The sequence below is a fragment of the Streptomyces sp. NPDC026394 genome, assembly GCF_055567735.1.
Map to the genome: position 1 here is coordinate 1 of NZ_JBVHPX010000014.1, position 17,464 is coordinate 17,464.

Annotated in this window: 18 protein-coding genes; 8 read left to right on the plus strand and 10 right to left on the minus strand. The window is 71.9% G+C overall.

What is annotated here, in order from left to right:
- Positions 1–535 precede the first annotated feature (535 nt).
- The gene (locus ACZ4QV_RS27895; RefSeq protein WP_361142163.1) at positions 536–1,189 is read right to left on the minus strand and encodes a DNA-3-methyladenine glycosylase; all 654 of its coding nucleotides are present in this window, start codon (positions 1,187–1,189) and stop codon (positions 536–538) included.
- Between the two features lie 197 nt (positions 1,190–1,386).
- On the opposite strand from ACZ4QV_RS27895, the gene ACZ4QV_RS27900 reads away from it, so the two are divergent.
- The 3 genes from ACZ4QV_RS27900 (at position 1,387) to ACZ4QV_RS27910 (ending at position 3,767) form a co-directional block, all read left to right on the plus strand.
- Complete coding sequence (locus tag ACZ4QV_RS27900) at positions 1,387–2,169, plus strand: sporulation protein (RefSeq protein WP_361592064.1); 783 nt, start codon at positions 1,387–1,389, stop codon at positions 2,167–2,169.
- A 97-nt stretch (positions 2,170–2,266) separates the two neighbouring features.
- Positions 2,267–2,806 carry a YbhB/YbcL family Raf kinase inhibitor-like protein gene (locus ACZ4QV_RS27905; RefSeq protein WP_361142169.1) on the plus strand — a complete coding sequence of 180 codons (540 nt, stop codon included), beginning with the start codon at positions 2,267–2,269 and terminating at the stop codon, positions 2,804–2,806.
- A gap of 457 nt (positions 2,807–3,263) precedes the next feature.
- Positions 3,264–3,767, plus strand: a complete 504-nt coding sequence (locus ACZ4QV_RS27910; RefSeq protein ID WP_361142171.1) for an HNH endonuclease — start codon at positions 3,264–3,266, stop codon at positions 3,765–3,767.
- A gap of 12 nt (positions 3,768–3,779) precedes the next feature.
- On the opposite strand, the gene ACZ4QV_RS27915 is transcribed toward ACZ4QV_RS27910, so the two are convergent.
- The 4 genes from ACZ4QV_RS27915 to ACZ4QV_RS27930 all read right to left on the minus strand — a co-directional run bounded on the left by ACZ4QV_RS27915 (position 3,780) and on the right by ACZ4QV_RS27930 (position 7,074).
- On the minus strand, positions 3,780–4,547 hold the full coding sequence (locus tag ACZ4QV_RS27915; RefSeq protein ID WP_361142174.1) for a sulfite exporter TauE/SafE family protein: 768 nt from the start codon (positions 4,545–4,547) through the stop codon (positions 3,780–3,782).
- A gap of 134 nt (positions 4,548–4,681) precedes the next feature.
- Positions 4,682–5,629: an SPFH domain-containing protein gene (locus tag ACZ4QV_RS27920; RefSeq protein ID WP_361592066.1), complete on the minus strand. Its 948-nt coding sequence runs from the start codon at positions 5,627–5,629 to the stop codon at positions 4,682–4,684.
- 139 nt (positions 5,630–5,768) lie between these two features.
- Positions 5,769–6,179 carry an NfeD family protein gene (locus ACZ4QV_RS27925; protein ID WP_030021396.1) on the minus strand — a complete coding sequence of 137 codons (411 nt, stop codon included), beginning with the start codon at positions 6,177–6,179 and terminating at the stop codon, positions 5,769–5,771.
- A 103-nt stretch (positions 6,180–6,282) separates the two neighbouring features.
- Positions 6,283–7,074, minus strand: coding sequence for an ABC transporter ATP-binding protein (locus ACZ4QV_RS27930; protein WP_030021395.1), 792 nt, complete (start codon positions 7,072–7,074; stop codon positions 6,283–6,285).
- 108 nt (positions 7,075–7,182) lie between these two features.
- Here ACZ4QV_RS27930 and ACZ4QV_RS27935 point away from each other — a divergent pair, with 108 nt between their 5' ends.
- Positions 7,183–8,004 (plus strand): hypothetical protein, encoded by an 822-nt coding sequence (locus ACZ4QV_RS27935; RefSeq protein WP_361142180.1) that lies wholly within the window; start codon positions 7,183–7,185, stop codon positions 8,002–8,004.
- A gap of 129 nt (positions 8,005–8,133) precedes the next feature.
- On the opposite strand, the gene ACZ4QV_RS27940 is transcribed toward ACZ4QV_RS27935, so the two are convergent.
- The 4 genes from ACZ4QV_RS27940 to ACZ4QV_RS27955 all read right to left on the minus strand — a co-directional run bounded on the left by ACZ4QV_RS27940 (position 8,134) and on the right by ACZ4QV_RS27955 (position 10,816).
- Complete coding sequence (locus ACZ4QV_RS27940) at positions 8,134–8,379, minus strand: chaplin (protein ID WP_361142182.1); 246 nt, start codon at positions 8,377–8,379, stop codon at positions 8,134–8,136.
- A 112-nt stretch (positions 8,380–8,491) separates the two neighbouring features.
- The gene (locus ACZ4QV_RS27945) at positions 8,492–8,731 is read right to left on the minus strand and encodes a chaplin (protein ID WP_361142185.1); all 240 of its coding nucleotides are present in this window, start codon (positions 8,729–8,731) and stop codon (positions 8,492–8,494) included.
- 191 nt (positions 8,732–8,922) lie between these two features.
- Entirely contained in the window at positions 8,923–9,621 is a 699-nt protein-coding gene (locus ACZ4QV_RS27950; protein ID WP_361142187.1) for a response regulator transcription factor, read from the minus strand.
- 19 nt (positions 9,622–9,640) lie between these two features.
- On the minus strand, positions 9,641–10,816 hold the full coding sequence (locus ACZ4QV_RS27955; protein WP_361142190.1) for a GAF domain-containing sensor histidine kinase: 1,176 nt from the start codon (positions 10,814–10,816) through the stop codon (positions 9,641–9,643).
- A gap of 202 nt (positions 10,817–11,018) precedes the next feature.
- On the opposite strand from ACZ4QV_RS27955, the gene ACZ4QV_RS27960 reads away from it, so the two are divergent.
- The 4 genes from ACZ4QV_RS27960 to ACZ4QV_RS27975 all read left to right on the plus strand — a co-directional run bounded on the left by ACZ4QV_RS27960 (position 11,019) and on the right by ACZ4QV_RS27975 (position 14,607).
- Positions 11,019–11,663: an SDR family oxidoreductase gene (locus ACZ4QV_RS27960; protein WP_361640349.1), complete on the plus strand. Its 645-nt coding sequence runs from the start codon at positions 11,019–11,021 to the stop codon at positions 11,661–11,663.
- The gene (locus ACZ4QV_RS27965; protein WP_361592071.1) at positions 11,660–12,778 is read left to right on the plus strand and encodes an S-adenosylmethionine:tRNA ribosyltransferase-isomerase; all 1,119 of its coding nucleotides are present in this window, start codon (positions 11,660–11,662) and stop codon (positions 12,776–12,778) included. The genes ACZ4QV_RS27960 and ACZ4QV_RS27965 overlap by 4 nt, the downstream gene beginning before the upstream one ends.
- Before the next feature lie 16 nt (positions 12,779–12,794).
- Entirely contained in the window at positions 12,795–13,496 is a 702-nt protein-coding gene (locus ACZ4QV_RS27970; protein ID WP_361142198.1) for a nitroreductase family protein, read from the plus strand.
- 364 nt (positions 13,497–13,860) lie between these two features.
- Positions 13,861–14,607 carry a transglycosylase SLT domain-containing protein gene (locus ACZ4QV_RS27975; RefSeq protein ID WP_361142201.1) on the plus strand — a complete coding sequence of 249 codons (747 nt, stop codon included), beginning with the start codon at positions 13,861–13,863 and terminating at the stop codon, positions 14,605–14,607.
- A gap of 120 nt (positions 14,608–14,727) precedes the next feature.
- Here the strand turns inward: ACZ4QV_RS27975 and ACZ4QV_RS27980 are convergent, their stop codons facing one another.
- The gene (locus ACZ4QV_RS27980; protein WP_361619373.1) at positions 14,728–17,406 is read right to left on the minus strand and encodes an FHA domain-containing protein; all 2,679 of its coding nucleotides are present in this window, start codon (positions 17,404–17,406) and stop codon (positions 14,728–14,730) included.
- Between the last annotated feature and the right edge of the window lie 58 nt (positions 17,407–17,464).

Below are 17,464 nucleotides of genomic sequence, written 5' to 3' on the forward strand. Positions count from 1 at the left end.
TTGGCACGCTGTTGAGTTCTCAAGGAACGGACGCTTCCTTTGTGCCTGTTTCACCAGGCTCTCCGGGCGCTTCCCTTCGGTCTTGCGTTTCCGACCCTATCAGATCCTCGCGGTCCTGATTTTCGCCGGTGCGTTTCGGCCTTTCGGTTTCTTCGCGGTTCCAACCTTACCAGATCCGTTCGGCGTTTCCGCTTTCCGTTTCCGGCCCCTGCTGGAGCGGGGCGGCCGTTCAGCTCTCGCTTTCCGGCCCTTCCGACGTTATCAGATCCGATTCCCGGTCCGTTGCCGGATCGAATTCGTTTCCGATGCCCCGTCGGCGGGGTGTGTTACGCCTTTCGGCGTGATCACTACTTTAGGCGAATTCCCGTGCGGCACATAATCGCGCCGTGGCGGCTTCGAATTTCGGCAAGCGAAACAAGACCCCGCCGGGGGTAATCGTTCGTAGGTAGTGGGTTTGCGTCGCTCGGCGGCCCGCGCAGACAGCGCTGCCCGTGTCAAGCGGCTCGGGCCACGTTAGGCGGTCCGGAGCGCAGAGTCAAGCAGCCCTGCTCCGGCGCTTGCGCGGCACGTGGGCGCGGTACGGGCTGACGGTGGGGTCGCCGTCGATCCAGAAGCGCCACGGGTGCACGGCGCCCTCGCCACTGATGCCCGTACGCGGCCCGTTGAGCACCTCGGCGGCCTCCGCCGGGTGGCCGTGCAGGACGGTGAGCGGCTGGTCCGGGTCGGTCGAGCAGATGTCCGTGCCGTCCAGGGAGCGGTCGATGTCGAGGGCGGTGGCGAGCCGGGCCGGGCCCTTGGCCAGTTCGCGGGCGTTGCGCGCCTTCGGACGGCGTTCGGCTGCCTGCTCCGTTCCGGTGAGCACTTCGCCGGCCCGGAGCAGCACACCGCTGGCGGTGTCCTCCTTGTTGCAGACCAGGTTGAGGCTGAACCACATGCCGTAGATGAAATACACGTACGCGTGACCGGGAGGTCCGAACATCGAGGCGTTGCGCGCGGTACGTCCCCGGTAGGCGTGGGAGCCCGGGTCCGAGGAGCCGTTGTATGCCTCGACCTCGGTGATGCGCAGTTCGATCGGCCCCTGCGGGGTGCGGCGTACGAGAGTGCGGCCGAGCAGCTCAGGCGCGACGTCCAGGACGGGACGGTCGAAGAAGTCCCGCGTGAGCGGTCGGCGGTCCGGTGCGACGATCATGCGGATCAAGGGTAACGGAGAGCGACGCGAAGCACCGGGGGGCGACTGGCCACCGGGGCGTTCCGTTGGGAGGGTGGCGCCCACGGAACCGGTCGCCGCGGAACCGGCGGCGGCCGTCCGGCGTGGGTAGGGAACGGACCGGCCGGGATCACGGCGCATCACACGAGGTACAGGCGTCTGCCTGGGGAGGAACGAGCATGGGGTTCAAGAAGCTGCTGGCCAGCTTGGGGGCCGGAGGCGCGTCGGTGGAGACGGTGCTCTTCGAGGAGAACGTCGTGCCGGGCGGGGTCGTGCAGGGCGAGGTGCGGATCGAGGGCGGTTCGGTCGCCCAGCAGATCGAGAAGCTGTCGGTGGGCCTCCAGGCGCGGGTGGAGGTCGAGGGCGGTGAACAGGAGTACAAGCGGGACGTCGAGTTCACCAAGCTCCAGCTCGGCGGGGCCTTCGAGGTGCAGGCCGGCGCGGTGCACACGGTGCCGTTCGGGCTGGAGATCCCGTGGGAGACGCCGGTGACGACGTTCCTCGGGCAGCAGCTGCACGGGATGCACGTCGGGGTGACGACGGAGCTGGCGATCGCCCGTGCGGTGGACTCCGGCGACCTCGACCCGGTCAACGTGCATCCGCTGCCCGCGCAGCAGGCCCTGCTGGACGCCTTCGGCCGGCTCGGGTTCCGGTTCAAGAGCGCGGACCTGGAGCAGGGGCACATCCGCGGTACCCGGCAGCGGCTGCCCTTCTACCAGGAGATCGAGTTCCACGCGCCGCAGCAGTACCGGGGCCTGAATCAGGTCGAGCTGTCCTTCGTGGCGGACGACCGGGAGATGGACGTGGTGCTGGAGATGGACAAGAAGCCGGGGCTGTTCAGCGAGGGCAGCGACACGTACCGCTCGTTCGTGGTGCCGCTGGACGGCTATCAGGCGACCGACTGGGCGGCGTACCTCAACCAGTGGCTGGCCGAGGTCGGCGGCCGGCGCAACTGGCTCTGACGGGCCCGTGTCCGCACCCCGGCCGGGCGCCGGGGGTCGCGGCGCAGGATCTAACCTGGCCGGACAGGTGTCCATTCGCGACTCAGGAGGTGCCCAGGTGTCCGAGCTCAAGCGCCGGCCGCTCCCGCACGATTTCCATCCGCCGGTGGCCGGGTTCACCGTGGTGAGCGACGAGGTGACCGACGGCGGCAGGCTTCCGTCGGCGCAGGTGCAGGCGGAGGGCAACACCTCGCCGCACCTGCGGTGGGAAGGCGCGCCGGAGGGGACCCGCAGCTACGCGGTCACCTGCTTCGACCCGGACGCGCCGACCGGCAGTGGTTTCTGGCACTGGACGGTGTTCGACATCCCCGCGTCGGTCACCGAGCTGCCCGCCGGTGCCGGCAGCGGTGCCATGAAGGGGCTGCCGGAGGGCGCCGTGCACGTACGCAACGACGCGGGGTCGCCGGACTTCACGGGTGCGGCGCCGCCGCCCGGTGACGGGCCGCACCGCTACGTCTTCACCGTGTACGCGGTGGACCAGGAGAAGCTGGGCCCGGACGCGGACGCGACGCCGGCCGTGGTCGGCTTCAATCTGCGGTTCCACGCGATCGGGCGGGCGCAGCTCATCGGCGAGTACGAGGTGCCGGCCGGTAGCTGAACAGGGGGCCGGTGTCCGTACCGGGCCGTTTCCGGCCGGTACGGACACCGGCCCTAATTCCGTTGCGCCCCGGCGCTTCCGCTCGCACAGTGGTGCATGGCTGGCAAACGGCGCGCAGGACGGCCGTCGGGCAGCCGGTACCGCAGCGGCGGGGACGGCGGGCGCAGGTGTGTCGCCGGCCGTCTGCCGGAGTCCGTTCTCGTGTCGGACGGCCGCATCGGCTGCCATACGCTCCGGGGTCCCGGCGAACGCACGGGGGTGGGGCCCCGGAGCGTGCCGCCCGCTCCGCGCCGCGGCGTGCTTCCTTCCGCCCCCTTCCGCGCACCCGTACCTTCACCTCCCCGTCATCTCCCATCTCCCTTGTGGCGTGCGGAAATTGCGTTGTCCAGGGGATCACTGGAGCTGCACAGTGGAGCCACTTCGCCGAGCGGCGAACGGGGACCGGGAGGTGGACGGGATGCGCGAGACACTGGTGCTCAACGCGAGCTTCGAGCCGCTGGCGACGGTGTCGCTGCGGCGGGCGGTGGTGCTGGTCATGCAGGACAAGGCCGTGGTCGAGCAGGCGCATCCGGGGCTGCGGATCCGGGCCGCGGCGGTGGAGGTGCCGGTACCTCGGGTGATCCGGCTGAGCCGGTACGTACGGGTGCCGTTCCGAAGACAGGCGGCGTGGTCGCGGCGGGGTGTGCTGGTGCGTGACCAGCACCGGTGCGCGTACTGCGGGCGGCGGGCGACGACCGTGGACCACATCGTGCCGCGGTCGCGCGGCGGCGGGGACAGCTGGCTGAACACGGTCGCGTCCTGCGTCGAGGACAATCACCGCAAGGCGGACCGGACGCCGGAGCAGGCGGGGATGCGGCTGCTGACCCGGCCGTTCGAGCCGACGCCCGCCGATGCGCTGGTGGCGGCGCTGGCCGGTTCCGTACGGGAGGAGCTGCCGGAGTGGCTGGGGCTGTCGGCGTAGCGTCCGGACGGGTCACCTCAGCAGCAGTTGGGTGATCGCCGCGATGCCGACGGCGACGATCACTCCGCGCAGTACGGCGGGTGGCAGCCGGCGGCCGATCCTGGCGCCGAGCAGGCCGCCGAGGGCCGAGCCCGCGGCGATGAGGACGACGGCGAGCCAGTCGATGGGCGCGGCGAAGAGGAAGAACAGCGCGGCGACGCCGTTGACGAACAGGGCCAGTACGTTCTTGACGGCGTTGAGGCGTTGCAGGTCCTCGCTGAGCAGCAGGCCCATCAGGGAGAGGTAGATGACCCCTTGGGCGGCGCCGAAGTAGCCGCCGTACATGCTCGCGAAGAAGAGTCCGGTCAGCAGCAGGGCACCACCGTCCGTCCGGACGGTGGTGCCGTTGCGTTCGCGGCGGGCGCGCAGGGCGGCGGCGAGCCGGGGCTGGAGGACGACGAGGACGAGCGCCACGGCGATCAGGGCGGGCACGATCGCGTCGAAGGCGTCGGACGGCAGCACCAGGAGGAGGGCCGCGCCGATCAGGCCGCCGGCCAGGGCCGCGGCGCCGAAGCGGCGTATGCGGTGTGCCTGGCCGGCCAGTTCGCGGCGGTAGCCGAAGGCGCCGCTGAGCGAACCGGGCACCAGGCCGAGGGTGTTGGAGACGTTGGCGGTGACCGGTGGCAGACCGACGGCCAGCAGGACCGGGAAGGTGATCAGGGTTCCGGAGCCGACGACGACGTTGATCGCGCCGGCCGCACCGCCCGCGCCGAAGACGGCGAGCGCTTCCCAGACGGTCATACGGGCTCCCTCGTACATGATCGGTACGGTCCGGCCTGATCATGCACCAGGGCCCGCCCCCGGTAACAGCACTGCGCGCGTGCTGCCGGGGGCGGGCCCTGGGAGGAACCGGGCCGGTCCTGGGAGGAACCGGGTCAGTCGATGGGGGGCTGTTCGCGGTGCGGGGCGGACTTGGTCATGCCGGGGCCGCCGGCCGGGGCGCCGCCCGCGGGGTTGAAGCTGTTGATGGCGCCGCCGAGGCCCTTGAGGGCGTCGCCGATCTCGCTGGGCACGATCCAGAGCTTGTTGGCGTCCCCCTCGGCGATCTTCGGCAGCATCTGGAGGTACTGGTAGGACAGCAGCTTCTGGTCCGGGTCGCCGGCGTGGATGGACTCGAAGACCACCCGGATCGCCTGGGCCTCGCCCTCGGCGCGCAGCGCGGCGGCCTTGGCCTCACCTTCGGCGCGCAGGATCGAGGACTGCTTCTCACCTTCGGCGGTGAGGATCTGGGACTGCCGGACACCTTCGGCCTGGAGAATGGCGGCGCGCTTGTCACGGTCGGCGCGCATCTGCTTCTCCATCGAGTCCTGGATGGAGGTCGGCGGCTCGATGGCCTTGAGCTCGACGCGGTTGACGCGGATGCCCCACTTGCCGGTGGCCTCGTCCAGAACGCCGCGCAGGGCCGCGTTGATCTCCTCGCGGGAGGTCAGGGTCCGCTCCAGGTCCATACCGCCGATGATGTTGCGCAGGGTCGTGACGGTGAGCTGCTCGATCGCCTGGATGTAGCTGGCGACCTCGTACGTCGCGGCGCGCGCGTCGGTGACCTGGTAGTAGATGACGGTGTCGATGTTCACGACCAGGTTGTCCTGGGTGATCACCGGCTGCGGCGGGAAGGGGACGACCTGTTCGCGCAGGTCGATGCGGTTGCGGATGGAGTCGATGAACGGGACGACGATGTTCAGGCCCGCGTTCAGGGTGCGGGTGTAGCGGCCGAAGCGCTCGACGATGGCGGCGCTGGCCTGCGGGATGACCTGGATCGTTTTGATGAGTGCGACGAAAACGAGCACCACCAGGATGATCAGGACGATGATGATCGGTTGCACTGCGGCTCCCCGGTACCCCTCGGTTGCTGACTGCGGCGGCCTGTGCCGGCCTGGTCTTGATCGAGTCTTTCAGAGCGGCCGGCCGCCACGCAGGCGCTTCGCCTCATCCGTGCGCTCGTACGACGACTGGCTTGAACGCTCACATGACGACCGCGGTGGCACCTTCGATCTCCACCACGTCCACCTTCTGGCCCGGTTCGTAGACCTGGTCCCCGTCCAGCGCTCGGGCGGACCAGACCTCGCCGCCCAGCTTGACCCGGCCGCCCGAGGCGTCGACCCGTTCCAGGACGGTGGCGGAGCGGCCCTTGAGGGCGTCGATCCCCGAGGCCAGTTGCGGGCGTTGGTTCCGGTGGCGGTTGGCGATGGGGCGTACCACCGCGATGAGCGCGACCGAGACGGCGGCGAAGACGACGAACTGCATGACCGTGCCTCCGCCGAGTCCCGCGGTGACGGCACCGGCGACGGCACCGACCGCGAGCATGCCGAACTCGGGCATCGCGGTCACGACGAGCGGAATGCCCAGTCCTACGGCGGCGATGAGCCACCACACCCATGGATCCACGCCTTCATGGTAGATCCGCCGGACGGCCCGGGACAGGGGCCGTCCGGTCAGGAAGGGCGCGGTGGTGCCGCGCTCTTCAGGAAGGGGCCCTTCAGGAGAGCGGCAGGCCCTGCGCGGTCCAGCGGTCGCCGTTGCGCTCGACGACCAGTGGCAGGCCGAAGCAGTGCGAGAGGTTGCTGGAGGTCAGTTCCAGGTCGAGCGGTCCGGCGGACAGGACCTTGCCCTGGCGGATCATCAGGACGTGGGTGAAGCCCGGGGGGATCTCCTCGACGTGGTGGGTGACCATGATCATGGAGGGGGCGTACGGGTCGCGGGCGAGCCGGCCGAGGCGGCGTACGAGGTCTTCGCGGCCGCCGAGGTCGAGGCCGGCAGCGGGCTCGTCCAGGAGGAGCAGCTCGGGGTCGGTCATCATCGCGCGGGCGATGAGGGTGCGCTTGCGCTCGCCTTCGGAGAGGGTGCCGAACTTCCGGTCGAGGTACTCGTTCATGCCGAGCCGGTCGAGGAAGGCGCGGGCGCGCTGCTCGTCGATGTCCTCGTACTGCTCGCGCCAGCCGGCGGTCATGCCGTAGGCGGCGGTGAGCACGGTCTGCAGGACGGTCTGGCTGCGCGGCAGCTTGTCGGCGAGGGCGATGCCGGCCACGCCGATGCGCGGGCGCAGGTCGAAGACGTCGACCTTGCCGAGGGTCTCGCCGAGGATCGAGGCGGTGCCGGTGCTCGGGAAGACGTAGCTGGAGGCGACGTTGAGCAGGGTGGTCTTGCCGGCGCCGTTGGGGCCGAGGATCACCCAGCGCTCGCCCTCCTTGACCGACCAGGAGACCTGGTCCACCAGAGCCCGTCCTTCGCGGACCACGGATACGTCCACCAGCTCCAGCACATCGCTCATGAGCGCGTTGTCTCCCATTGCATATCGGTCGGTCTCGTGCGCCTGTGGGCGCATCCCCCCTGCAAACCTACGCCACTCGATGTCAGTGCCTGTCCTTAGGCTGGGGACATGCTCGATGAACCTCGTTCGGGACGGCTGGCCGCGTGGGGAAATGCCCTGTTGGCCGGGCTTGTCTCACCTGATGAAGCCGCGCAGCGGATCGCGGACGACGACGCGGTGCACCGCGTGCGGGGCCTGCCCGGGGAGCCGGGCCCGGTCGGGCTGACGCTCGCCCTGGGGCGGTTGCGGGCGCTGGGGGCGACCGGCCTGCGGGTGGCGCTGCCGGTGCCCGGGCATCCGCTGGGGCTGAGCGGCCCCGCGGAGTTCAACGCGCGGGCGATGGAGGCCGAGGAGGCGGTGCTGGCGTCCGGGGCGGGGCTCGGGCTCGTCCCGGAGGTGTGGGAGTCCGGACCCGAGGGCGCCGGGGTGCCGCGCGAGGACGTGCATGTGGAGGTGGTCTGGCACTGCCTGCCCGTACGGGACGCTCCCCCGGCGGACGTGCCCTCCCTCGGCGAGGCGGAGCGGGAGCTGGCGGAGGCGCTGCGGGAGGCGACCGAGGTGCTCTCCCGGCTGGACGTGGCGGGTTCCGGACCGGTCGCGCAGGCGGCGCTGGAGGCGTACCGCGCGCGGGCCGAGGCCGGACGGCAGGTGCTGGCGCCCGGATATCCGCCGCGGGCGGTGCGGGTGCTGGAGCTGGCGCAGCGGGTCGGCGCGCTGATCGGTATCGCGCGGGGCGCCGGCGGGGACGGGCGGGAGCACGGCGGTGCGGTGAGCGCGTCCGAGATGGCGGCGCGGGCCGAGGCGCTGCGGCCGGTGGAGCGTACGGCCCGGCGGGCGCAGGTGGCGGCGTACAACGCGTATGTGGAGGAGGCGGAGCGGCGCCGGGGGTGAGCGCCGGCGGGCGGGGCCGGGCCGCCTCCGTACGGAAAAGGCCCCGCCGACCGGGGTGCGGTCGGGCGGGGCCTTCGGGTGGCCGCGGGTGCCGGCGCGGTCCGGGGGTGCGGCGGGGTGTGCCGTGGGTCAGCGGTTCGCGGCGGCGTTGCCGTGGGCCGGGTTGAGGAGGCCGACGACATTGACGGTGTTGCCGGAGACGTTGACGGGCACGTTCACGGGGATCTGTACGAGGTTGCCCGAGAGGACACCGGGGGACTTGGTGGCCGCGCCGTTGGCGTGCGCGTTCCCGGTCGCGGCGGCGGACCCGGCGGCGGCACCGGCGGCCAGTCCGGCGGTGGCGAGGACGAAGGCGGCCTTCTTGGCGGTGTTCATGGAAGTGTTCCTCACGTGTCGGCGCGGGGCCGTGGGGTGGTGGTCATCGGGTGCTCGGCGAGGCCGGCCCGTCGGGGGTGGGTGGCCGGGCCGGCCCGTCGCGCGGAGGCGGTCAGGAGTTGTGGCTGCGGTTCCCGAAGGCCGGGTTCAGGACACCGATGACCGAGACGGTGTTGCCGGTGACGTTGACCGGGACGTGCACCGGGACCTGGAGCAGGTTGCCGGAGGCGACGCCGGGGGAGTTCACGGCGTGGCCCTGCGCGACACCCTGGGCGGAGGCGATACCGGCACCGGCGACGGCGAGTCCGCCCGTGGCGATCGTGACGGCCACGGCCCTCTTGATGTTCTTCACTTCTCTGACCTCTCCTAACGACGGCCGCGGTCGACTTCCGCGGCACGTCATGGAGAACGGCCGGACGCCTGACGGGTTGCGCCACACGGGTGACGTACACCCGACGGTATGAATCTCGGATGGGATGACGGCGAACCGGCGCACGTCCTGATAGTCGGACCGGCGCCGGTGCGGCTCCCGGCCGCCGTCCCTCAGGCGCCGATGCCGTGCCGGACCGCCCAGAGGGCGGCCTGGGTGCGGTCGGCCAGGTCCAGCTTCATCAGGATGTTGGACACATGGGTCTTGACGGTCTTCTCGGACAGCACCAGCGCGCGGGCGATCTCGCGGTTGGAGCGGCCGTCCGCTATCAGGCCGAGGACCTCACGCTCCCGCTCGGTCAGCGAGGTGCCACGCCCCTGCCCGTTGTTGCCGTCCTCCTGGGAGAGGAGGGCGCCGGCCACCTCGGGCTGGAGGAGGACGTGTCCGGCGTGCACGGAACGGATGGCGCCGGCCAGCGCGTCCGGGTCGACGTCCTTGTAGACGTAGCCCGCGGCGCCCGCGCGGAGTGCCGGGACGACGGTGCGCTGTTCGGTGAAGCTGGTGACGACCAGCACGCGGGCCTGGTTGTCCAGTTCGCGCAGCTTGCGGAGGGCTTCGATGCCGTCCATGCCCGGCATCTTGACGTCCATCAGGACGACGTCCGGGCGCAGTTGCTCGGCGGCGGCGATGCCCTCGGCGCCGTCGGACGCCTCCCCCACCACCTCGATGTCGTCCTGGACCTCCAGGAACGTGCGCAGTCCGCGGCGGACGACCTGGTGATCGTCGACCAGCAGGACCCTGATGGCCCGCCCGTCGCCCGCCACCGCCCTTCGTTCGGAACTCCCCCGGGCTTCGCCCGGGGGGACCCCCATCGCGCTGCCCCTCGTGTCTTCACCCACCGGGTACCTCCATCTCCACAGCAGTGCCCTTGCCGGGCTCCGATTCCACGGTGAGCCGGCCGCCGACACCGCTCGCCCGGTCCCGCATCGACACCAGGCCCAGGTGACGGCCCGCGCGGCGGACCGCGCCGGTGTCGAAGCCGCGGCCGTCGTCGGCGACGCGCAGCAGGGCGCCCGGGCCGTGGCGTACGAGGGTGACCTCGACGCGGTCGGCGCCGGCGTGCCGCAGGGCGTTGTGCAGGGCCTCCTGGGCGACCCGCAGCAGTGCTTCCTCCTGGGCGGCGGGCAGGGCGCGTACGCCCTGGGCCTCGAAGGTGACCTGTGCGTGGTGGGCGCGGTCCAGGACCTGGGTCTGGGAGCGCAGGGTGGCGACGAGGCCGTCCTCGTCCAGGGCGGCGGGCCGCAACTCGACGACGGCGGCGCGCAGTTCGTCGGCGGCTTCCGCGGCGAGGGCGGCGACCTGCTGCAACTCGTCCTTGGCGCGGGCCGGGTCGCGGTCCACCAGGGCGGTGGCGGCCTGGGCGGTCAGCCGGAGCGAGAAGAGTTTCTGGGCGACGGCGTCGTGCAGTTCGTGGGCGAGCCGGGCCCGCTCCCCCGCGATGGTCAGTTCGCGGCTGCGCTCGTAGAGGCGGGCGTTGGTGAGGGCGATGGCGGCGTGCTGGGCGAGTATGCCGAGCAGCCGTTCGTCCTCGGCGGTGAAGCCGCAGCCGCCCGCGGGCTTGGGGCACTTCTTGTTGGCGAGGAAGAGCGCGCCGAGGATCTCGTCGCCGTCGGCGACCGGCAGGCCGATGAAGTCGGACATGTCCGGGTGGGCGGCGGGCCAGCCGCCGAAGCGGGGGTCGGTGCGGACGTCGGCGAGCCGCTCCGGGGTGGCGTGGTGCAGCATCGCGGCGAGGACGCCGTGCTGGCGCGGCAGCGGGCCGATGGCCTTCCACTGCTCCTCGCTGACGCCGTCGACCACGAACTGGGCGAAGCCGCCGTGGTCGTCGGGCACGCCGAGGGCGGCGTACTCGGCGTCGAGCAGTTCGCGGGCGGAGGCGACGATCGTCTTGAGCACGTCGCGCACCTCCAGGTGCCGGCTCATGGCGAGGATCGCGCTGCTCACGGCGGGGATCCCGGCGCCCGGCCCGTCTCCCGGCCCGTGTCCGTCTCCCGGTCCGTTGGTCATGGCTTCACGGTACCGGCGGGCACTGACAGCCGTATCGGACCACCGGCGGCCTTCGCTTAGGCCCACCGGCCTAGGGCGAAGTGCCCTGGGCCGTCCCGCCCGCTGCCCGAGGCGGCCCGGGCCGTCCGGTTCCTAGCGTGAGCGGCGAGGACGCGGATCGGGGCGGCGACGGCGCCCGACGAGGCGAGAGGTGGTGCGGGCCATGCCGGTGGCGGTCGTCACGGGAGCATCGAAATCGAAGGGGCTGGGGCGAGCGCCGGGCGCGGCGCTGGCCGGGCGTGGCTGGGACCTGGTGGTGGACGCCAGGTCGGCCGGGCCGCTGGAGGAGGCACGGGGGATGCGCCGGGCGGGGGCGCGGGTGATGGCGCTGCCGGGGGACGTGGCGGACGCCGCGCACCGGGCGGAGCTGGTGGCCGCGGCGCGGGAGCTGGGCGGGCCGGACCTGCCGGTGAACAGCGCGAGCGTGCTGGGTGCCGAGCCGCTGGTGCGGCTGGAGGCGCACCCGCTGGACGGGCTGCGGGCTGCGCTGGAGGTCAATGCGGTGGCGCCGTTGGGGCTCGTACAGGAGGCACTGCCGTTGCCGCGGACCTCGCAGCTCTTCGCGGCGTCCGCCCCTTCCCCTTCTATAGGGGATGACACTGCACCTATACGGACAGAAACCACCAAAGCGCCCGGCTCCGGTGGGGCCGTACTGAACATCGGCTCCGACGCGGCGGCCGTGCCGGACGGCGACGGCTCCGGGCGTCCGCTGCCCGAGACGGTCGTACCGGCGCCGGGGCGGCTGCTGGACGCCGGTGCGGCCAGTGGGCGGCACGCGGCGCCGGGCCTGCTGGGCGGTGCCCGGTGACCGCCGAGGTGCTGCGGGAGCCGGCCGAGCCGGCGGCGCGGGAGCCGGCCGAGCAGCGCGCGCCGGGCCTGGGACGGAACGCGGTGCGTCTCCTGGTCAGCCGGGGTACGGCGGAGCCGGCGCACCACGCGTTCCGGGAGCTGCCGGAACTGCTGTCGGCCGGGGACGTGCTGGTGGTGAACACCTCGCGCACCCTGCCGGCGGCGGTGGACGGCCGGATCGGGGACGGGCGGGGCCGCGGCGAGCCGGTGGTGGTGCACTTCTCGACGCGGGCGGACCGGCGGTATCCGCGGCCGGAGGCGGCGGCCGGGGACTGGGCGGTGGAGCTGCGGACGCCGGACGGCTGCGGCAGTACCCGGCAGCGGGCGGGCGGCCCGGCGGGCGCGGTGGTGCGGCTGCCGGGCGGCGCGCGGCTGACGCTGCGGGCTCCGGTGGACCCCGGGGGCGTACGGCTGTGGTGGGCGCGGGTGTCGGGGGCGCCGGTCCTGGACGTGCTGCGGCGGTACGGGCGGCCGATCCGGTACGGCTGCACGGACCGGGACCAGCCGCCGGCCGCGTACCGGACGGTGTTCGCGGTGGGCTCGCCGGACGGCGGGGGCAGTGCGCGGATGCCGAGTGCGGCGCGGCCGTTCACCGCGTCCCTGGTGGCGCGGCTGGTGAGCCGGGGGGTGCAGATCGCGCCGGTGACGCTGCACACGGGGGTGGCGTCGGCGGAGGCGTACGAGCCGCCGTACCCGGAGCGCTTCGCGGTGCCGCCGTCCACGGTGTGGCAGATCAACGCGGCGCGGGCGGGCGGCGGCCGGGTGGTGGCGGTGGGGACGACGGTGGTGCGGGCGCTGGAGAGCGCGGCCGGGCCGGACGGACGGATCCGGGCGGCCTCCGGGTGGACGGATCTGGTCGTCACCCCGGAGCGCGGGGTGCGGGCGGTGCACGGGCTGCTGACCGGGCTGCACGAGCCGGGGGCGTCGCACCTGCTGACGCTGGAGGCGGTGGGGCGGGCCGCCGCGGGCGGCGCGGGCTTCGGCGACGCGCTGAGCCGGGCGTACGCGGAGGCCGCACGGCAGCGGTACCGGTGGCACGAGTTCGGGGATCTCCACCTCGTACTGCCGGCCTGACCTCCAGACTCGGAGCATGTCGACACCAACGAGGAACTGGACACCGACCCACGGCGATCCCTACCGGTCGGTGCCGTACCACCCGGAGCGGATGCCGGCCGGCGAATCGCTGGCCCGCGCCGCCGACCTGCGGGAGCGGATGGACCGGCGGCGGACCGTCCGGCAGTTCTCCGCCGATCCGGTGCCGGAGCAGGTGGTGCGGGACGCCATCGCCTGCGCGGCCACCGCGCCCTCCGGCGCGCATCAGCAACCCTGGACGTTCGTCCTGGTCAAGAACCCGGAGGTGCGGCAGCGCATCCGGGAGGCCGCGGAGGAGGAGGAACGTGTCTCCTACGCGGGGCGGCTCGGCGAGGAGTGGCTGGCGGCGCTGCGGCCGCTGGGCACGGACGAGATCAAACCGCATCTGACGGACGCCCCGCACCTGATCGTCGTCTTCCAGCAGCGGTACTGGCTGGGCCCGGACGGCAGCAAGCACAAGCACTACTACGTGGACGAGTCGGTGGGCATCGCGGTCGGGATGCTGCTGTCCGCGCTGCACCTGTCGGGTCTGTCGGCGCTGGTGCACACACCGAGTCCGATGCGCTTCCTCCAGGAGGTGCTGGGGCGGCCGGCCAACGAGAAGGCGTTCGCCGTGATTCCGGTCGGATATCCGGCGCGGGACTGTCGCGTACCGGATCTGGTCCGAAAGACCCTGGACCAGGTGCTGGTGGAGATCTAATTCACTGACGCAGTGTGCGAAGGCAATCACACCGGGCAACTAAACCTTGTGCCCGGTGTGACGCCGCACATAGGACCCAGGTCACTTACGAACGGCATTAGTGGCTTTCCGGCGTGCGTACGACTTTTGGATGATGCGGGCTGTACCTGGGGTGGACCCGGTGATGACGCCGGGAGAACCCGGCCGTGACGCGATATCCGCGCCCCGGGTTCCACTAAGCGGCATCGTAAAGCGGCTCTTTGCTCGTCGAATTTTCGGCCGCTAACAATGACTCCCGTCGCTCGGCGCCGTGGACAGAACTCGGCGTTCACCGCCTTTCCCGGCCACAGCGGCGCACCCCCGTCGGATAGAGGTCAGTCCCCCCATGCCCAAGCACGCCATTCCCGGCTACGCCCGCCTGAACCGGACGCACAAGCTCTCGGCCGCCGGCGTCGCCGCGGCAGGTGCCGCCGCCCTGGTCTTCGCCGTCGTACCGGGCTCGGCCGACGCCGAGCAGGGTCACGACCGGGCCGCCGTCCAGAACGTCAAGCCGGTCGCCTTCAGCGCGGTCGACAACGCGGCCAAGACCCAGCAGGACACCATCGGCAAGCAGGCGGACGCCTCCGCCCAGCAGGCCGAGAAGGACGCCGCCGAGGCCAAGAAGAAGGCCGAAGACGCCGAGAAGGACGCCAAGGCCAAGGAAGAGGCCGACGCCAAGGCCAAGGCCGACCAGGAGCGCAAGGACCAGGAGGCCGCGAGCAGGTCCGCCGACCGCGCCGCCGCCCCGGCCCCGGAGCCGGCCAAGACGTACAGCAACGACCTGGACGGCTGGATCCGCGAGTCGCTGGACATCATGCAGAAGCAGGGCATCCCCGGCTCCTACGACGGCATCTACCGCAACATCATGCGCGAGTCGACCGGCAACCCGCAGGCCGTCAACGGCTACGACTCCAACGCGCAGCAGGGCACCCCGTCCAAGGGCCTGCTCCAGGTCATCGACCCGACGTTCCAGGCGTACCACGTCGACGGCACGTCCTGGGACATCTTCGACCCGGTCGCCAACATCACCGCCGCGTGCAAGTACGCCGCCGCGACCTACGGCTCGATGGACAACGTCAACTCGGCGTACTGAGCCGGACCGGCGCGCGCCGCGTAGGCCACGCCGTCCGTCCCCGTCAGGACGCGCGACCGCCGAGGGGCGGCACCCGCACCGGGTGCCGCCCCTCGGCGGTCGTCGTCGTGCCGTGCGCCCCTACTTGCGCATGACCTCGGGCTCGTGGCGGCGCAGCAGCCGGGCCACCACGAAGGCGAGGGCCACGCCGAGGGCGAGCAGGATGACCAGGTCCATCGCGTAGACGCTCGCCTCGTGCTTCCACAGCGGGTCGGGGTTGCCCGCCTCCCACGGCAGCAGCGTGTTCATGTCGGCGGTCGCGCCCATCGCGGCCACCGCCCAGCGCGACGGCATCAGCCACGCCACCTGCGCGACGCCGACCGTGTCGAAGAGCTGGAAGAGCACACCGGTGAAGACCACCTGCACGATGGCGAACATGACCAGCAGCGGCATGGTCTTCTCGGCGGTCTTGACCAGCGCCGAGATGATCAGGCCGAACATCATCGAGGTGAAGCCGAGCGCGATGACGGCGAGCCCCATCTCGACGGCCGGCAGGTTCTTGAGCAGCACGCCCTCGGTGGGCATCTTGCGCGGGCTGAAGCCGATCACCGCGATGATCACGCCCTGGAAGGCGGTGACCACGCCGAGCACGATCACCTTGGACATCAGGTACGCGGAACGCGACAGGCCGGTGGCCCGTTCGCGCTCGTAGATGACCCGCTCCTTGATCAGCTCACGGACCGAGTTGGCGGCGCCCGAGAAGCACATGCCGACCGCCAGGATCAGCATGATCGTACTGGCGTCGCGGTTGGGGCCCTTGGGCCCGTAGCCGAGGCCGTGCTGGCTGGGGATGAGGATGGACACCACGCCGAGCACCGCCGGCAGGATCAGCATCAGGCCGAGGAAGCCGCGGTCGGAGGCGAGCACGGAGACGTAGCGCCGCATCAGGGTCCACAGCTGCGCGCCCCAGCTCTGCGACTTCTGCATCCGGGCCGGGGGTGCCTGGACCGAGACCGACTGCGGGGCGACGGCGTCGATGTCCGCGGCGTACATCTGGTAGTGCGGGGAGCCGCGCCAGCGGCCCATCCAGTCGTAGTCGCGGTAGTTCTCGAAGGCGGAGAAGACGTCCGCCCAGGAGTCGTACTGGAAGAAGTTCAGCGCTTCCTCGGGCGGGCCGAAGTAGGCCACGCCGCCGCCCGGCGCCATCACCAGCAGCTTGTCGCACAGGGCCAGCTCGGCGACGGAGTGGGTGACCACCAGGACCGTACGGCCGTCGTCGGCGAGGCCGCGCAGCAGCTGCATGACGTCGCGGTCCATGCCCGGGTCCAGGCCGGAGGTCGGCTCGTCCAGGAAGATCAGGGACGGTTTGGTCAGCAGCTCCAGGGCGACCGAGACGCGCTTGCGCTGGCCGCCGGAGAGGGAGGTGACCTTCTTGTCCTTGTGGATGTCGAGCTTGAGCTCGCGCAGCACCTCGTCGATCCGGGCCGTGCGCTCGGCCTCGGCGGTGTCACCGGGGAAGCGCAGCTTGGCCGCGTACTTCAGGGCCTTCTGGACGGTCAGCTCCTTGTGGAGGATGTCGTCCTGCGGGACCAGGCCGATGCGCTGGCGCAGCTCGGCGAACTGCTTGTAGAGGTTGCGGTTGTCGTACAGGACGTCGCCCTGGTCGGCGGGCCGGTAGCCGGTCAGCGCCTTGAGCAGGGTGGACTTGCCGGACCCGGACGGGCCGATCACCGCGACCAGCGACTTCTCCGGGACGCCGAAGGAGACGTCCTTGAGGATCTGCTTGCCGCCGTCGACCGTGACGGTCAGGTGGCGGGCGGAGAAGGACACCTCACCGGTGTCGACGAACTCCTCCAGCCGGTCGCCGACCAGCCGGAAGGTGGAGTGGCCGACGCCGATGATGTCGTTCGGACCGACCGGCGCCTTGCCGGACTTGGGGACCGGCTGGCCGTTGATGTACGTACCGTTGTGGCTGCCGAGGTCGTGGATCTCGAAGCGGCCGTCGGGCGTGGCCCGGAACTCGGCGTGGTGCCGGGAGACCTGGAGGTCGGAGACGACCAGCTCGTTCTCCAGCGCGCGGCCGATGCGCATGACGCGGCCGAGGTCGAGGCGGTGGAACGTGGTCGGGCTGCGGTCGCCGTAGACCGGCGGGGCGGCGGCGCGGGACCGGTCCCCGGGGGGCTGCTGGGACGCGGGAGGCTGCTGGGCCACGGCGGGCCCGCCGTGCGGGGGCTGTTGGGCGTACGGGGCCTGCGGCTGCTGATTCCAGCCCTGCTGCGGCACCTGGTGGGCCGGGGGCTGGCGCGGTGCCTGGTGGGCGGGTGCCTGACGGGCCGGGGCGTGGTGGGCGGGGGCCTGGTGGGCGGGCGCCTGGTGGGCGGGCGCCTGATGGACCGGCGGCTGCTGGGCGTGCGGCGGCGCGGCCCAGCCCGGCGCGCCCTGCTGCTGCGGCGCGGGCCTGGCGGCCTGCGGCGGAGCCATCGCGGTCGGCGCGCCGTGCACGCCGGCCGGCGCGGCACTGCCGGACAGGGTCAGCCGCGGGCCGTCCGTGGCGTTGCCGAGATGCACCGCGGAGCCGGGGCCGATCTCCATCTGGTGGATCCGCTGCCCCTGGACGTACGTGCCGTTGGTGCTGCCCTGGTCTTCGATGACCCAACTGCGCCCGCCCCAGCGCACGGTGGCGTGCCGCCAGGAGACCCTGGCGTCGTCCAGCACCATGTCGCCCTGCGGATCCCTGCCCAGGCTGTAGGACCGGGACGGGTCGAGCGTCCAGGTCCGTCCGTTCAATTCGAGTACGAGTTCAGGCACTCCATGTCCCATTACATAGTCCCCCGAGTGACGCCCTGTATGGGAAGTCTAGGGATGGCGAACATCGTGA

Bases quoted from the DNA above. Each gene is read 5' to 3' on its own strand.
- ACZ4QV_RS27895 (WP_361142163.1), bottom strand. From the start codon at position 1,189: ATGATCGTCGCACCGGACCGCCGACCGCTCACGCGGGACTTCTTCGAC.
- ACZ4QV_RS27900 (WP_361592064.1), top strand. From the start codon at position 1,387: ATGGGGTTCAAGAAGCTGCTGGCCAGCTTGGGGGCCGGAGGCGCGTCG.
- ACZ4QV_RS27910 (WP_361142171.1), top strand. From the start codon at position 3,264: ATGCGCGAGACACTGGTGCTCAACGCGAGCTTCGAGCCGCTGGCGACG.
- ACZ4QV_RS27915 (WP_361142174.1), bottom strand. From the start codon at position 4,547: ATGACCGTCTGGGAAGCGCTCGCCGTCTTCGGCGCGGGCGGTGCGGCC.
- ACZ4QV_RS27930 (WP_030021395.1), bottom strand. From the start codon at position 7,074: ATGAGCGATGTGCTGGAGCTGGTGGACGTATCCGTGGTCCGCGAAGGA.
- ACZ4QV_RS27935 (WP_361142180.1), top strand. From the start codon at position 7,183: ATGCTCGATGAACCTCGTTCGGGACGGCTGGCCGCGTGGGGAAATGCC.
- ACZ4QV_RS27940 (WP_361142182.1), bottom strand. From the start codon at position 8,379: ATGAACACCGCCAAGAAGGCCGCCTTCGTCCTCGCCACCGCCGGACTG.
- ACZ4QV_RS27950 (WP_361142187.1), bottom strand. From the start codon at position 9,621: ATGGGGGTCCCCCCGGGCGAAGCCCGGGGGAGTTCCGAACGAAGGGCG.
- ACZ4QV_RS27955 (WP_361142190.1), bottom strand. From the start codon at position 10,816: ATGACCAACGGACCGGGAGACGGACACGGGCCGGGAGACGGGCCGGGC.
- ACZ4QV_RS27960 (WP_361640349.1), top strand. From the start codon at position 11,019: ATGCCGGTGGCGGTCGTCACGGGAGCATCGAAATCGAAGGGGCTGGGG.
- ACZ4QV_RS27970 (WP_361142198.1), top strand. From the start codon at position 12,795: ATGTCGACACCAACGAGGAACTGGACACCGACCCACGGCGATCCCTAC.
- ACZ4QV_RS27975 (WP_361142201.1), top strand. From the start codon at position 13,861: ATGCCCAAGCACGCCATTCCCGGCTACGCCCGCCTGAACCGGACGCAC.
- ACZ4QV_RS27980 (WP_361619373.1), bottom strand. From the start codon at position 17,406: ATGGGACATGGAGTGCCTGAACTCGTACTCGAATTGAACGGACGGACC.